Source organism: Paenisporosarcina quisquiliarum (assembly GCF_043641925.1).
Lineage (GTDB): Bacteria > Bacillota > Bacilli > Bacillales_A > Planococcaceae > Paenisporosarcina > Paenisporosarcina quisquiliarum_A.
The window spans coordinates 18,122-33,790 of record NZ_JBHZRU010000008.1 but is presented as its reverse complement, the minus strand read 5'-3'; the positions used below and the strand labels follow the sequence as shown (position 1 = coordinate 33,790).

Sequence of the window (15,669 nt, the reverse complement as noted above, 5' to 3'; positions counted from 1 at the left end):
TATTTATTTTTGTTGTGCATCTTGTAAACCACAATCTTAAGTAGGTAATGGATTGGAGTGAAAAACGGCGACTCCAGCGGGAATAGCATGAGCTGAAGGCCCCGGAGTAGCGAAGCGACGAGGAGACTGAGGCCATGCCCGCGGAAAGCGTCCGTTTGAAACGGAAATTACAGCATGGGAAAAGGGACTATCTCTAAGTCACAAAATGACTTATGAGACAGTCCCTTCCATCTATCATTCTTCTATTAATACTGCACGAACAGGACTTCCATCTGCTCCCTCTATTTTTAATGGAAGTGCAATTAATTTGTAAATGCCTTCTTGAATATCATCTAAGTCAATTCCTTCCAGAATATAGCGTCCTGCCTCTCCTAATGCATGATGCATTGGAAGTTCTTTACTGGTAATGGCATCAACTGAAGGTAAGTCTACGCCAAATAACACCAAGTTGTTTTCAATCATCCACTCAACAACATCGACATTAAATAAAGGAATTTCTTCAGGGAATTCACTTCGGTTTTGCCAAGCACTTGTTTTAAAGAGCACAGCTTTTGCAGGACCAACCTGCACGTTACGAAGCATTTCTTGTGAAACTTCACTTTTTCCACGCACATCGACCACTACGGCTTCTAGAATATAATTTTCTAATGGAAGCTCATGTACCTTTAATCCTTCATTATCAAAATGAAATGGCGCATCAATATGCGTTCCGACATGTGTACTAGTTGTGATTTGCCCTACATTAACTGAGCCACTTTGTTCCTTTGACCAGCTAATTTGAAATTGAAATGGTGTGTCTCCTGGCCATTCGGCAGATTCTTTATTCAACAGCATGGAAATGTCATGAATTTTCAATCAGGCCACCACATTTCGTTCGTTAGTAAACGTCTTGTATGATTCTTCTTCCATAATCTTTTTCAGACGTTGAACCATTTCCCAAACATCCATGAAACTTGAATAGAAGCTGATCGGTGCGAGACGAATAATATCTGGCGCACGGAAATCGGGTACAACATTTGCATGTTTCAACGCTTTACAAATACGCGCCGCTTCAGGATGTGCTAAAGCGATATGCCCGCCACGTGCCTCGTCAGCAATTGGCGTCACATCTGTAAAACCAAAATCATTCAGTTGCATCTTTACTAAATCACGTAAATATTGTGTTAATGCTAAGGACTTGTTACGAATTGCATCCATTCCCGCTTCTTCAAACAATTCAACACTTCCACTAAGCGGAGCTGTACTAAATAAGTTCGGCGTACCAATTTGGTATGCACCTGCTCCCTCTGCTTTTGAAAATGCATGCGACATATCAAATTGTTTTGATTTATCAGAGCCAAACCATCCTGCTAAGCCAGGTAATTCATGGTGATGACGTTCATGAATGAAGAGCCCGCCAGTTCCACCTGGTCCGCTGTTCATATATTTGTAATGACACCAAATCGCAAAGTCGACCTCGTCGTTATGTAATTGATGAGGAACTGCTCCAGCTGAGTGAGCCAAGTCAAATCCAACTAAAATTCCTTTTGCATGAGCCATTTCTGTGATTTTCTTCAAATCTAATAACTGTCCACTTCTATACAAAACAGATGGCAACATTAAAATCGCGACATCATCTGTTAACGTTTCCTCAATGGCTTCTAGCGTTAATGTGTAACCGTCCTCACTTTTTACTTTGCGCATGGAAACAAACGGATCAAGTCCACGAAGTTTCAAGTGACTTTCTACTGCATAAATATCTGATGGGAAGTTTAATTCATCTACAACAATAACGGATCGCTCTGGCGTTGGGTGAAAAAGGGTTGATAGCATTTGATGAATATTCACAGTAATTGAACCCGTCACCATTACTTCATTGCCACGTGCACCTACTACCTTAGCCACACGTTCACTCAGTTTCTCTGGATAGGTAAACCAAGGCTCCTCGCCTTCTGTCCATCCATCAATGCCTTTTTCACGCCAACTAGACATGAGTTGAGTTAATGTTTTTTCTGAACGCTTAGACATCAGTCCTAAAGAATTCCCATCCATATAGATTTGATTTTCAGGTAAATAAAATTCGGATTTAAAAGTACGCATCTGATCGTGTTGGTCCATATCCTTTGCATATTGCAACATTGTATCCAAAGTCAAAACTCCTTTTTAGCCAAACATGGCAAAGCTCAATGCACCTAAAATAGCTGTAATGACCACAACAATCCAAGGTGATAGTTTATAAAATACTAACAGAGTAAACGAGATCAGCACAATGACAAAATCAATTGGGTCATGAACCGCGCTTGTAAATACAGGATCATATAATGCAGCAAGTAAAATGCCCACTACTGCAGCGTTTACACCTTTTAAGGCAGCTTGAATTCTTGGTTTTGTACGAATAATAGACCAAAACGGCAAAGTTCCTATAACTAATAAGAATGACGGTAAGAACATCGCAACAACAGCTATAGCTGCACCTGAGAAACTTCCCATCAGTTGTCCTAGGTAACCTGATAATGTAAACAATGGACCTGGAACGGCTTGTGCAGCTCCGTATCCAGCGATAAACGCTTCTGATGACATCCAACCTTCTGGAACAACTTCACGCTCTAACATAGGAAGAACGACGTGCCCCCCACCAAAAACAATTGAACCTACTCGATAAAAGATATCAAAGATGGCATACCAAGTTGCTTGAACAAACGGTCTGAATATTGGTAACAAAATAAGTAAGGCAAAGAATAATATCCATGCGACAATGCCTGTCTTTTTCCCAAACTGTAAAGGCATCTCAACTGCTTCAGGTGCCTTTTCATTTCGATAATAAAGAAGTCCAAAAAGACCAGCTAGAATAATAATCAATATTTGCCCCCAGGCAGTTGGAATTAGTAATGTTGCCCCTGTAGCAATCATCGCCACGGTTATTCGTGGTCTGTCTGGAGTTAAAGATTTACTCATGCCCATTAACGCATGTGCAACAACAGCTACTGCAACAATTTTCAATCCTTGAATCCAACCACTTTCAAACGAACCGGTTTGCATGATGATCCAAGCGAATGCCATAAGCAAAAGTACGGATGGTAATGTGAAACCAATCCAAGAAATTAAACCACCTAGTAATCCTCCGCGAAGCATACCGATAGATATTCCTACTTGAGAGCTTGCAGGACCAGGTAGGAACTGACACAATGCCACTAAATCAGCATATAATTTGTCATCTAGCCATTTTCTTTTTTCTACATATTCATCTCTAAAATATCCAATATGAGCTGCTGGACCACCAAAAGATGTCAAACCAAGTTTTGTTGAAGCAGCTAATATTTCTATGTATTTGCTTCTTTTGTTAGTTGTCATTGTTGTGACCTCCTTGTCATATATAAGCTTCTTCTTATATGATAATAAAAATAGTGATAGGGATAAAGAGATAACGTGCTAAAAAAGTATTATTTGTCTTTTCGCCTTGAGTATTTTATTATTATAAGTATTAACTATTTTTCAGAAAAACAGGAGGTGTACACTTTGTTCTCCCCCTCATTCGGGTTTGGAACAAAGGAATTCTTTGGACATAGCCATACGATTGGCAGCATTTGCTGTCTTAATCGCTTTTACAGCATTCTTCGTAGCAAGTGAGTTTGCTATTGTAAAAGTGAGAACAACACGCATCGATCAATTGATTGCGGAAGGTAATAAGCGTGCGATTCCCGCTAAAAGAGTCATTTCAAATTTAGATGAATATTTATCCGCGTGCCAGCTTGGGATAACCATCACCGCTTTAGGATTAGGTTGGTTAGGTGAACCGACTGTGGAACGCATTTTGCATCCAGTCTTTGAAAACTTTTCAGTGAGTGATAGTGTTGCGTCTTTACTTTCATTTATCATTGCATTCTCATTAGTTACGTTTTTACATGTAGTAGTTGGTGAATTAGCACCGAAAACTTTAGCCATCCAAAAAGCTGAAGAAGTCTCACTATTTTTTGCTGTTCCTCTGATTTGGTTTTACCGCATCATGTATCCGTTTATAAAATTCTTAAATGGATCTGCTCGGGCACTAACGGGTTTATTTGGATTAAAACCTGTTTCTGAGTCTGAATTAGCTCATACAGAAGAAGAACTTCGTATGATTCTTTCAGACAGCTTGAAAAGTGGCGAAATCAATCAAGCAGAATACAAATATGTAAATAAAATTTTTGAGTTTGACGATCGGATTGCCAAAGAAATTATGGCTCCACGTACAGAGATGAGCACCATAGATAAAGATACAACTCTTCGTGAAGTGTTTGATCAAGTTAACGTTGAGCAATATACACGCTATCCAGTAACTGATGGCGATAAAGATCACGTTATTGGTTTAGTAAACATGAAGAACTTATTAACATCTTATATTAAAGATACAAATAATATTAATCGCCCAGTTATCGACTATATGCAACCTATTATTCGGGTAATTGAAACAATTCCGATTGGTGATTTATTACTAAAAATTCAACGTGAACGAATTCATATGGCGGTATTAATGGATGAATATGGTGGCACGTCTGGACTTGTTACAATTGAGGATATACTTGAAGAAATCGTTGGCGATATTCGTGATGAATTTGACAATGATGAACTACCGGAAGTACAAAAAATAGGCGAGCACCATTATATATTAGATGCGAAAATCTTAATTGAAAATGTCAATGATATTCTTGGCATTGATATTGACGAAGAAGATATCGATACTATTGGTGGTTGGTTTATGACGAAACGTTTTGAAGCCATAAAAGGTGAAAAAATAATTGAGCAAGGCTATGAATTTACGGTTAAAGATATGGAAGGTCATCACATACTTTACCTAGAAGTCGCTCGAATTAATGAAGAACAGATTACAAATGTAGAAGATCTATAAAACGGACGATAGAAAACGACTCTCTAAATGAGAGTCGTTTTGTTATGTCACAATGTTTTGGAGGTGGGAAACAAAATGGAACTCTATACACAATTAAGAGAAGGGGAAAAAGGTGCGATTATCAGCATTGTTACCTACCTCCTTTTAGCAGCTACGAAATTAACTATCGGCATAATTGGTACATCTGAAGCACTTAAAGCGGACGGATTAAATAACACCACCGATATTGCGGCGTCTATTGCTGTTTTAGTTGGCTTACGTATTTCTCAGAAACCACCCGATCATAACCACCATTATGGACATCTACGTGCGGAAACAATCGCCTCCCTTGTCGCTTCTTTCATTATGGCGGCTGTAGGTTTACAAGTACTCGTCCATGCAGGTGGAAATTTGCTTCATCCTGTTCATCAAACACCCTCGTTATTAACAGCTGGTGTTGCTAGTGGAAGTGCCATAATTATGTATGTTGTGTATCGATATAATTTAAAACTAGCGAATCGTATCAACAGTTCGGCTGTTCGAGCTGCTGCATACGATAACCGATCGGATGCACTGGTCAGTGTTGGGACAACAGTCGGGATTTTAGCAGCTATTTTTGGCTATCCGATTATCGATTCGATTACTGCCCTTCTCGTTGCTTTTTTAATTATAAAAACGGCTTATGATATTTTTAATGAAGCGGTACATACCTTAACGGATGGCTTCAATGAAGAAGAGGTGGAAACGCTATCTTTGCTGGTTCGAAAAGTGCAGGGTGTTATTAATATCGAAGATTTTAAAGGTAGGATGCATGGGAATTTAATGTTTGTCGATTTAACCGTAACCGTAGATCCGACGCTGAATGTCGTAGAAAGTCACCGGATTACCGAACAAATTGAAAACAAAATTCACAAAGTCAAACCATTCTGTATGGTGCTCGTGCATATTGAACCCGCAATTCCCGAACCAGAAAACTCAACGGTATAATCCATTTGAAGCAATACATTATAGCCTAGTCCGATAAGTCAAGAAAGAATCCCCACTCTTATGACATCACATTCTTATATAATAGAAATATTTAACATAGTACTTAATCATTAGGTCAAATTAATTAATTAGAGTATTGACTTAGTGAATACACTTTTGGTATGGTTTATTTATTAAATAGAAAGCAGGTGAGGTATTATGTCAATTTTATTATCGAATGTAAACAAGCGAATCGGCATGTTTCAGGTATCTCATCACGCGTGTGCTTTCTAAAAGCGATACGTCTTCTAGTGATGTGTATTAAACCGTGACTGCCTATTCGCAGACACGGTTTTTTTATATACACAAAATTGGAGGAAACAACATTGAAAATAATTAAACATTATGGTTGGAACGATAGCTGGGACACAAAGTGGAATGAACAAATACGAAGTGAAAAGCGCGGAAAAATGGTTGCGGGTCGTGTATTACTTGAACATAAGCATATGTACCGAGTGGTAACTGATCAAGGTGAATGGTTAGGAACCTTATCAGGTAACTTTAAACATAACGCACAACAACGACGTGATTACCCTGCTGTAGGAGATTGGGTTGGAATCGAGCAAATGCCTGGAGAAGAAAAAGGAATCATTCACAGTATTTTGCCAAGAAATTCTTTATTCTCTAGAAAAGTAGCTGGGGAAACAACGGTTGAACAAATTGTCGCGGTAAATGTGGATTATGTACTTCTGGTCATGTCTTTAAACTTAGATTTTAATTTACGTAGACTTGAACGATATATGATTGCAGCATGGGATTCAGGTGCAAATCCTGTCATCGTATTAACGAAAAAAGATCTTTGCAATGACCCTGAAACCTATATAGAACAAGCTGAAGCTGTTGCTTTTGGCGTTCCTATCTACGTTGTCAGTAGTGTAACTGGTGAAGGAATACCTGAATTGCAGGATTTATTGAAAGATGGCAAGACAGCTGCCTTACTCGGTTCTTCCGGTGTCGGGAAATCTTCTTTAACAAATGCATTGTGCGGCGAAGATGTTATGAATGTGCAAACCATTCGCGAAGATGATGACAAAGGTCGCCACACAACTACCCATCGTGAGTTATTCCACATGCCAGGTGGAGGTTTGCTCATTGATACGCCAGGAATGCGTGAGTTTCAGTTATGGGATAATAGCGAAAGTTTAGATGCTGGTTTTAAAGATGTTGAACAGATTGCCGAAACTTGCCGATTTAATGACTGTCAGCACAATGGGCAACCAGGTTGCGCAATTGAAGAAGCGTTAAACAATGGCTCATTGTCACGTGAAAGATATGCAAGCTATGAAAAGCTGAAAAAAGAATTAGCTTTCATGGAACGAAAAGCCGACTTAGCCGCACAAAAAGCGGAGCGAAGTAAATGGAAGCAAATCACTAAAGACAGTCGAAAACGTCCAGTTAAAAAAAGATGAAGGATTTCAATTCACAAAATCAAAAAAAGCTGTTCACACATCTCAAAGGATGTTGAACAGCTTTTTCTTATTGATGTGATTTAATTTCGTTGCCAATATGCGCATACATTTTTAGTTCGTCAATTAATCCATTGACTTGTTCTGCTGCTTCTTTGACAAGTCCATCACTGTCATAATCGAAAGTGCTAGGGTCAAGAACTAATTGACGAGGAATTGCATTCGCATAAACTCCACGCATGACAGTACGCATATTGTTCAAACAATTGATACCGCCTTTTCCCCCACCTGCAATGGCCATTAATCCAACCGGTTTGTGTAAAAATTGTGTGCTACCTAAAAAGTCGAGCGTGTTTTTAAGTGCTCCACTCATTGCACTATGATATTCAGGGGAAATTAATAAAACGGCGTCTGCATCTAAAACAGCCTTTCTTAAAGATTTCACAACAGGGTTTGTTGCTTGCTCTTCTTCTCCGTTATACATTGGCATTTCCATCACACTTAAATCCATCGTATGAAACCCGTATGTCCGTTCAATAAATCTTGCAGCGATTGCAGAGCGGCCATGCTTACGCGGCCCACCACTGATTACTAAGATATTCATTGTCCCTCTCCTTTACAAACCACTTGGTTCAGTTAATCCATGTTTGACTGCATATAAAGCAGCTTGGGTTCGATCTTGAACCTGTAGTTTTGAAAAAATATTTGAAATATGTGTTTTAACGGTTTTCTCCGTTACGAATAATGATGACGCAATTTCTCTATTGCTTTTCCCTTTTGTCAGCTCGGATAAAACATCTTGTTCCCGCGGAGTTAATGGATATATCGTATGAGGAGGAACTTCTTTCGGCTCTCGTTCCTTCATAAGTTGTGAAGTTGCATGAGGATGAAGTGTATTTTCTCCGCGCATAAGCGTGCGAATAGACTCCACTAAATCATCTGGTTCAATATCTTTTAATTGATAACCAGATGCTCCAGCCTCAATCGCTGGAATGACGTGATCTCGATCAGAGAAACTGGTTAACATGAGCACTTGTATGTCAGGAAATTGTTTCTTTATACGTTTTGTTGCTTGAATTCCATCCATCTCGGGCATTACCAAATCCATTAACACGATATCGGGTCTCAGAATGGCTGTCAAGTCCACCGCTTCTTTCCCATTTGTCGCTTCCCCTACTACCTGTATGTCTTTTTGGGTTTTCAGAAAAAATAGTAACCCCCTGCGAACGACATGGTGATCATCCGCAATCAACACTTTAATCATGCAGAATCCTCCTTAATAAGGAATACGGATTAATAATTCCGTCCCTTTTTCAATTTGACTTGTCCAGTCAACCGTACCTCCTGCTGCCTGTGCTCGGTCTTTCATACTTTGTAATCCAATAGAAGGAATTTGAATAGATGTATCGAGTAAAAAGCCACGTCCCTCATCCTTTAAGACGAGTAATACATCAGTTTGAGTAATGGTAATAAACAATTCTGCTTCGTGAACGCCAGCGTGTTTACGAATATTATTTAATCCTTCTTGTGCAATACGAAATAGTGTTTCTTCTATCCTTGAAGGTAGTTGTATGACACCAGTTACATGTACTTTTATGGTTAAACCAAGCATCTCTGCATAGCTTTTTATGCCTTCTAATAAACCGGTTTCTAGCCCTTTCGGCCGCAGTTGCCAAATAAGAGCTCTCATTTCAGTTAAAGCTTCTTGCGTGAGATGTTGAATTTCTTGAAATGTTTGTTTCACTTCATCATTCTCAGCCAATATACTCCCCCCTCTTGCTGTCAAAGTGACAGAGAAAAGAAGTTGATTAACCGAGTCATGCAAATCTCTTGCGAGGCGATTTCGCTCTTGTACAAGCGCCATTTCCTGTTCTTGCTTGGTTAGTACAATTCGTTTAATCGCCGAACCCATTTGGAACGCCACTGATTCGAGCAACGCAAGTTCATCTTCTGTAAAAGCAACTGTATGAGGTGAAGCAACATTTAATAATCCAAATCTTTCTGGACCTGATTGAAGTGGAACTGTCGCATGGTGGGTAATCCCGCCATGATCACCAACTTCCGCATTCATGGCATTTTCGATTCGTTGGCATTCAATCATGTTTGTCGCTTTTTTTAATTCACCATTTCTATATTTCGAAATACACCAACAGCCACCTTTTTGTAAATGATGACATTGGTTAAATTCGAGCGCTTGAGGTAAATGTTCATGGGCAATCAATTGATGCTTGCCTTTGCCGTCAATAAAGAATATCCAACCTGTTTGAAATTGTGTGCCTGCTAAAAATTTTCGGAGTGCCCCCTGCAGCATCGTTGTCATTTCGGTCTCTTCATTGAGCAACTCAGCTATCTCTTTTAATAGCTCAATATTCGAGTGTTCATTCCCAGGCATGCATTCGACCTCCATTCACTTACTAACTAGTATACGAAATATCATACCATTTGCTTTCGTGCATTTGCAGGAACAGTCGCTACTACTTTTGACTGAACTGAGACAAACAAATAAGGGTGATAAGAAAAAAAGGGCTGTCCCAAAAGTCTTTTAATTGACTTTAAGGGCAACCCAATTTGAATTAAAAATAGCAGTGATCCCGTAACATGCGGCCGCATTCAGCGAGTGGTTCTGAGTTTACTCTATTGAAGGTAATTTCTCAATCGGTTTTCCCGCTTCCATTAACACCTTGCTACCCATTAGGAAAAATCCTTGAATAAACAATAGAATGCCGGTTCCAATTAACAACCATTCGATTTTAACCACGTCGGCCAATGGTCCGAAGATAATCATTCCGAGAGGCATCATGGAACTGGAGATCATTCCTAAAACGCCAAAGACTCGCCCAAGATAATCCCCTTCCACCTTCTCTTGCAATAAAACCATTGAGGGTGTGTTAAATATAGGCATCGAGATACCGACAATCCCCATGAAAATCAAGTATGCCCAAAAAACAGGGACTACTCCAAAGGCGACCGTGCACACCGCCATCATGAGTGTTGCGAGTGTCATCGTATGCATCTTGTTTTTAAAACCACCCCAAGACGCAATGATGATTCCGCCTGCAATCATGCCTAACGCAAAAGCAATTTCAATTGCCGTTAGTCGCCATACTGCATTTCCAAAGGTTCTGGCAACTTGCAGCGGTGTCAAAAACGCTGCAGGGGCAACTAGTACAAAGAAGAACGCAAAAAAGACAAAGAACTTCTTAAGAAATTCATGATTCTTGATATACGTGTAACCTAGTTTTAAGTCACTTAAATAACTGGTTGTTTGTGCTTGCGCTGCCTTGGCATGTAAAGGTATTTTCAAAAATACTAATAGCGTGAAGACTGCAATTGCAGCTGTGACGACATCAATTAAAAATATCACTTCAATTGAAGCTACTGAAAGGAGTGCTCCAGCTAACATGGGTGAAAGTAACATGACAAATGCCTGGATGCTTCCATTCATTCCATTTACTTTTGTTAGCTGATCTTCCGGCACAATTTGTGGAAGTATCGCACCAACGGCCGGTGTTTGAATCCCCGCTCCAACAGCACGAATGGCTGACATCACGAATAACAAGACGAGCGAATCATATCCGAGGAAAAACAAGATCGCTAATATGAGTGTTGAAATGGCAATCATGGAGTCTGCAAATATAATGAGCATTTTCCGGTTGTACCGATCTGCCCAAACGCCAGCAAATGGTGAAAGGAAAAAAGCAGGCAGGAAACCACAGACGATGGAAATTGTCATCATAACACCTGACTCTGTTGTTAAGGTGATATACCACATAATGGCATATTGCACTAACATAGAGCCAAACAATGAAAGGGTTTGACTGCTCAAAAAGAGGATGATATTCCTTTTCCATTGTTCATTGACTGGTTCAATTACTGTATTCATTATTGGCATCCTCTTCACTTTCGATTGTCTTTAATTGCTTCAAATAAGTTGGGGTTTTATTGTAGTTAAAATCTCATATTCATTTCGTCTGTAAACTCTTTAGTGATCTTGTTTAATTTTTCCTTACTTTCGAGCTCAGTTGGGCTCGTCACTCCAATGTAGTATTTAATTTTAGGTTCTGTTCCACTTGGTCGAACACAAACCCATGATCCATCTTCAAGGAAATATTTTATGACATTTGATTTTGGTAAAGATAGCTTTTCTTTCTTTCGTCCATCTACAAACGATCGATTTTGTGTTGAATAGTCTTCTTGCGAAGCGATTGAGAGACCGGCTATTTCTTTTAGAGGATTTTCGCGCAGGCTTGTTAATAATTGTTGAATAGCACGCGCTCCGTCAGCTCCTTTTTTTGTAACCGATACAAGACCTTCAAGGTAATAACCATGTCGTTCATACAGATCATGTAAAACGTCAAGTAGCGTCTTACCATGGCTCTTATAGTAAGCGGCTGCTTCCGTAATCGCTATGACAGATTGAATCGCATCTTTGTCACGAGCAAAAGGCTTGATTAAATAACCATAGCTTTCTTCGTAGCCAAATAAGAATTGAAATTCCTTCGTTTCTTCGTATTGTTTAATTTTTTCGCCTATGAATTTAAAACCAGTTAAAACGTCTTCTGTGGATGCGCCGTGGTACTCAGCTATAACTCGTCCTAAATCCGAAGTCACAATGGTTTTAAAAACGCGACCATTCGCTGGCATTTCGCCATTTTCTTTTATTTGTGTTAATAAATAGTCAATTAAAATAGCGCCTGTTTGATTTCCAGTTAAAAGAACAAAGTCCTCGTCTTGCTTAACCGCTATGCCTACTCGGTCGCCATCTGGATCAACCGTGATTAATAAATCAGCGTCTGTTACCAATCCTTTTTCCTTGGCTAACTCGAATGAGCTTGCTTCTTCAGGATTTGGTGACTTTAGAGTTGGAAACTCTCCGTCAGGTTTCATTTGCTCCGGCACATTGTCAAACTGTGTATAACCCGCTTCATTCATGATTGTTTGAACCGTTTCTCCTGATGCCCCGTGAAGTGGAGAAAAGACGACATTAATATTTTCTTTCATTTTCTGATCTGATTGATGTTGAACCGATTTAACAGCATCACCATACAATTGATCCAGTTTTGAACCTACATATTGAATAGTGCCTTCGTTCAGTAGAGAATCAAAGTCTCCCTTTTCAATGGCTAATTCATCCTCGATTTCATTTACGAATGAAATTACCTGTTCTGCATCTTCAAGATTTAATTGTGCCCCATCTTCCCCGTACACTTTGTATCCATTGTATTCAGGTGGATTATGACTAGCCGTAATCACCACCCCCATAAAGGCGTTTAGTTCACGTACACTAAATGACAGCTGAGGGGTTGTCCGAGGTGCTTCATATACATATGCTTGAATGCCGTTTTTCGCAAAAGTAGCGGCTGCTTCTTGTGCAAACTCAGGTGATTTTCTTCTGCTATCGTAAGCAATTACAATGCCTCGTTTCATTGCTTCCGTTCCTGCAGCCATAATGAATTCAGCGATCCCTTGAGACGCTTTACGCACTGTATAAGTGTTCATGCGGTTCGTCCCAGCACCAATTTCTCCACGCATGCCTCCGGTACCAAATTCAAGATTTTTATAAAAGGCATCCTCACGTTTTTTTTCGTCGGTTTGCATATGTTGAAGCTGAACTTTTAGTTCTTCTTCAAGTGTTTCATTTGTAAGCCATTTTTGAAATGCTTGGTTGTAATTCATATGTATGCCCCCATTTTTAACAGTTTCTTGAAATTTTCATTTGAAAAGAAAGGCCTTCCATCTAGTGGGATGGAAGGCTATTTGTGTTTGTTTCTTCAGTGAAGTCTCAACCTTTTTTGTATTCAACACGGTAGACGTCATGACGGCGGTCTTTCAGCTGCTTAACCGTACCATCTTGACGTTGGCGACGTAAAATCTCTAAATCGACATCCCCAATTAAGACCATTTCTAAGTTCGGATTTGTTTCTCCCACAATTCCATCACGCGCAAATTCGAAATCTGATGGTGCATAGATGCCTGATTGTGCATATTGAATATCCATATTTTCAGTTTGTGGCAAGTTACCAACAGTTCCTGAAATAACCGTATAGATTTGATTTTCAACAGCACGAGCTTGTGCACAATATTTCACACGTAAGTACCCTTGACGATCCTCTGTACAGAACGGCGCAAAGATAATATTAGCCCCCATATCTGTAGCAATTCGAGCAAGTTCAGGGAATTCAATATCGTAACAAATTTGAATCGCGATCTTCCCACAATCTGTATCGAATACGCGAACTGTATCACCTGCACTAATCCCCCACCATTTTCGTTCATTTGGTGTAATGTGGATTTTGTATTGCTTATCAATCGATCCATCACGTCGGAATAAATACGCGATATTGTAGATTTCATCATTTTCTTCTTTAACGAAATGTGATCCACCAACAATATTTACATTATATCGGACAGCCAAATCTGAGAAGAGTTCAATGTATTGCGGTGTATATTCTGTTAAACGTCTAATTGCACGGCTTGGTGAAGGTTCATTTAAGAATGACATCAATTGTGTCGTGAAAATTTCAGGGAATACAACGAAATCCGAATGTGCATCTGAAGCAACATCTACGAAGTATTCACATTGATTGGCCAAATCATCAAATGATTCAATCGCACGCATCATGTATTGAACGACACATATACGAACTGGATAACTCGTTTTAAAATGACGCTTCGACATTGGTTTGTAGTCGACATTGTTCCATTCCATAAGTGTCGCATACTTACCTGAAGCCGTATCATCCGGTAAATAGTTTGGATTAATACGCATTAACGTAAAGCCATTCATAATTTGGAAAGTTAACACGGGATCATAAATTTTATGTCTTGATACTGCATCTACGTATTCACGAGGACGCATTTCGTCTGCATGTTTATGATAATTAGGAATACGTCCACCGATAATAATGGACTTCAAATTAAATTGGCGTGCAATTTCTTTACGTGCTTCATATAAACGCTGACCAACCTTCATACGACGATATTCCGGATGTACCATTACTTCAATTCCGTACATATTGTAGCCTTCAGGATTATGATTGGTAATATATCCATCGTCCGTTACGTCCGACCATGAATGGCGATCGTCGTACTCGTCGAAGTTAATAATTAAACTGGAGCAAGATCCGATAATCTCACCGTCTAGTTCCGCTACCATTTGACCTTCAGGGAAAACACTTAAGTGACTACGCAATTGATCTACTTTCCATGGATCCATTCCCGGAAAACAGAGTCTTTGCATTTCTAATAATGGTTCTATATCATCCATGGTTGTTTGTCGAATAACCATGCTTACTTCAAATTTTGATAAATCGAATTCCTCGGACATGTAATCTTCCCCTTCACAAAAGCTTCATATTTATTATATAAGAGTTCGTCGTTCGTTGAAAATATTTTACATGTGTTCATTGTAGAATTATAATTTGAGATGAGTTTATCCACTGAGGAGATATATAATCATGTCGAAAAAAATTGAAAATCTACTATTATTCATGTGGGTGGTTGCCTTAAGTGCGACAATGGGTTCTTTGTACTTTTCTGAAATACGCGGATATGAACCATGTGAATTGTGCTGGATCCAACGAATATTCATGTACCCACTTGTTCTAATTATCGGAATTGCCTATTTACAACGTAATGCACGAATCGCAATGACGACGGCTGTTCTAGCAATAATTGGTGGTGCGATATCACTGTACCATTACGGCATCCAAAAAGTCGACTTTTTATCTGATAGTGCACCTGCTTGTGGTCGTGTTTCCTGTACAGGCGAATATATTAACCTATTTGGGTTTATGACGATTCCATTTTTAGCACTAATAGCTTTTGCACTTATTGCAGTTTCAAGTTTACTAGTTTTGAAAGCCTTGAAGGAGGAAAAATAAATGAAAAAGTTATTAATTATCGGTGGCGCTATAGCCGCAGTATTTATCTTACTAATTGTGTTAACGAATATGTCGAATGATAAAAAGTTAGCGGGCAACCCTTACGGTACCGAGGATTTAAAACAAGAAACAATCGATCAATTAGATGATGAAAACTACCAAAACATCATCCTACCCAATGATTTAAAAGCAAAAGTTGAAAGCGGAGAACCTGTTACAGCTTATTTCTTTAGCCCGACTTGTCCACACTGTAAAGCGATGACACCTGTACTTATGCCAATAGTTGAAGAAATGGATGTTGATGTGGTTCAATATAATGTATATGAATTTGATCAAGGTTGGGACGATTATCGACTTGAAGCAACTCCAACAATGATCCATTTTGAAGACGGCCAAGAGGTATCTCGTATGGTTGGAAATCAGCCAAAAGAAAATATAGAAGCTTTTTTCAATGAAGTTGTATTAAAATAGAACATAACGTAGGCCATGTCATCGTACATGGCCTCTTATT

14 protein-coding genes are annotated in these 15,669 nt (G+C 39.2%); 5 read left to right on the top strand and 9 right to left on the bottom strand.

Annotated features, from left to right (window positions below):
- Window positions 1-234: 234 nt before the first annotated feature.
- Genes kynB through chrA form a run of 3 tightly spaced genes read right to left on the bottom strand, consistent with a single transcriptional unit; the run spans window position 235 to window position 3,330 of the window.
- A complete protein-coding gene (gene kynB, locus ACHUE4_RS07575; RefSeq protein ID WP_394188763.1) occupies window positions 235-855 on the bottom strand; it encodes an arylformamidase in 621 nt (206 codons plus the stop codon).
- Window positions 856-2,118, bottom strand: a complete 1,263-nt coding sequence (kynU, locus tag ACHUE4_RS07570; RefSeq protein ID WP_394188868.1) for a kynureninase — start codon at window positions 2,116-2,118, stop codon at window positions 856-858.
- Window positions 2,119-2,142: 24 nt separating this feature from the next.
- Window positions 2,143-3,330: a chromate efflux transporter gene (gene chrA / locus ACHUE4_RS07565; RefSeq protein ID WP_394188762.1), complete on the bottom strand. Its 1,188-nt coding sequence runs from the start codon at window positions 3,328-3,330 to the stop codon at window positions 2,143-2,145.
- A 205-nt stretch (window positions 3,331-3,535) separates the two neighbouring features.
- Here chrA and ACHUE4_RS07560 point away from each other — a divergent pair, with 205 nt between their 5' ends.
- From ACHUE4_RS07560 to rsgA, 3 genes are all read left to right on the top strand, one after another.
- Window positions 3,536-4,864, top strand: coding sequence for a hemolysin family protein (locus tag ACHUE4_RS07560; RefSeq protein WP_394188761.1), 1,329 nt, complete (start codon window positions 3,536-3,538; stop codon window positions 4,862-4,864).
- Between the two features lie 75 nt (window positions 4,865-4,939).
- Complete coding sequence (locus tag ACHUE4_RS07555) at window positions 4,940-5,830, top strand: cation diffusion facilitator family transporter (RefSeq protein ID WP_394188760.1); 891 nt, start codon at window positions 4,940-4,942, stop codon at window positions 5,828-5,830.
- A gap of 365 nt (window positions 5,831-6,195) precedes the next feature.
- Complete coding sequence (gene rsgA, locus ACHUE4_RS07550; protein WP_394188759.1) at window positions 6,196-7,278, top strand: ribosome small subunit-dependent GTPase A; 1,083 nt, start codon at window positions 6,196-6,198, stop codon at window positions 7,276-7,278.
- Window positions 7,279-7,345: 67 nt separating this feature from the next.
- Here the strand turns inward: rsgA and ACHUE4_RS07545 are convergent, their stop codons facing one another.
- From ACHUE4_RS07545 to ACHUE4_RS07520, 6 genes are all read right to left on the bottom strand, one after another.
- A complete protein-coding gene (locus ACHUE4_RS07545; protein ID WP_394188758.1) occupies window positions 7,346-7,879 on the bottom strand; it encodes an NADPH-dependent FMN reductase in 534 nt (177 codons plus the stop codon).
- 12 nt (window positions 7,880-7,891) lie between these two features.
- Window positions 7,892-8,539 carry a response regulator gene (locus tag ACHUE4_RS07540; protein ID WP_394188757.1) on the bottom strand — a complete coding sequence of 216 codons (648 nt, stop codon included), beginning with the start codon at window positions 8,537-8,539 and terminating at the stop codon, window positions 7,892-7,894.
- A 12-nt stretch (window positions 8,540-8,551) separates the two neighbouring features.
- Complete coding sequence (locus ACHUE4_RS07535; protein WP_394188756.1) at window positions 8,552-9,667, bottom strand: GAF domain-containing sensor histidine kinase; 1,116 nt, start codon at window positions 9,665-9,667, stop codon at window positions 8,552-8,554.
- Between the two features lie 237 nt (window positions 9,668-9,904).
- A complete protein-coding gene (locus ACHUE4_RS07530; RefSeq protein ID WP_394188755.1) occupies window positions 9,905-11,158 on the bottom strand; it encodes an MFS transporter in 1,254 nt (417 codons plus the stop codon).
- 65 nt (window positions 11,159-11,223) lie between these two features.
- Window positions 11,224-12,951, bottom strand: coding sequence for a phospho-sugar mutase (locus ACHUE4_RS07525; RefSeq protein WP_394188754.1), 1,728 nt, complete (start codon window positions 12,949-12,951; stop codon window positions 11,224-11,226).
- 106 nt (window positions 12,952-13,057) lie between these two features.
- A complete protein-coding gene (locus tag ACHUE4_RS07520; protein WP_394188753.1) occupies window positions 13,058-14,602 on the bottom strand; it encodes a GNAT family N-acetyltransferase in 1,545 nt (514 codons plus the stop codon).
- 130 nt (window positions 14,603-14,732) lie between these two features.
- Between ACHUE4_RS07520 and ACHUE4_RS07515 the strand changes: the two genes are divergently transcribed.
- Complete coding sequence (locus ACHUE4_RS07515; protein WP_394188752.1) at window positions 14,733-15,158, top strand: disulfide oxidoreductase; 426 nt, start codon at window positions 14,733-14,735, stop codon at window positions 15,156-15,158.
- Window positions 15,159-15,629 (top strand): thioredoxin family protein, encoded by a 471-nt coding sequence (locus ACHUE4_RS07510; RefSeq protein ID WP_394188751.1) that lies wholly within the window; start codon window positions 15,159-15,161, stop codon window positions 15,627-15,629.
- Window positions 15,630-15,669: the final 40 nt, after the last annotated feature.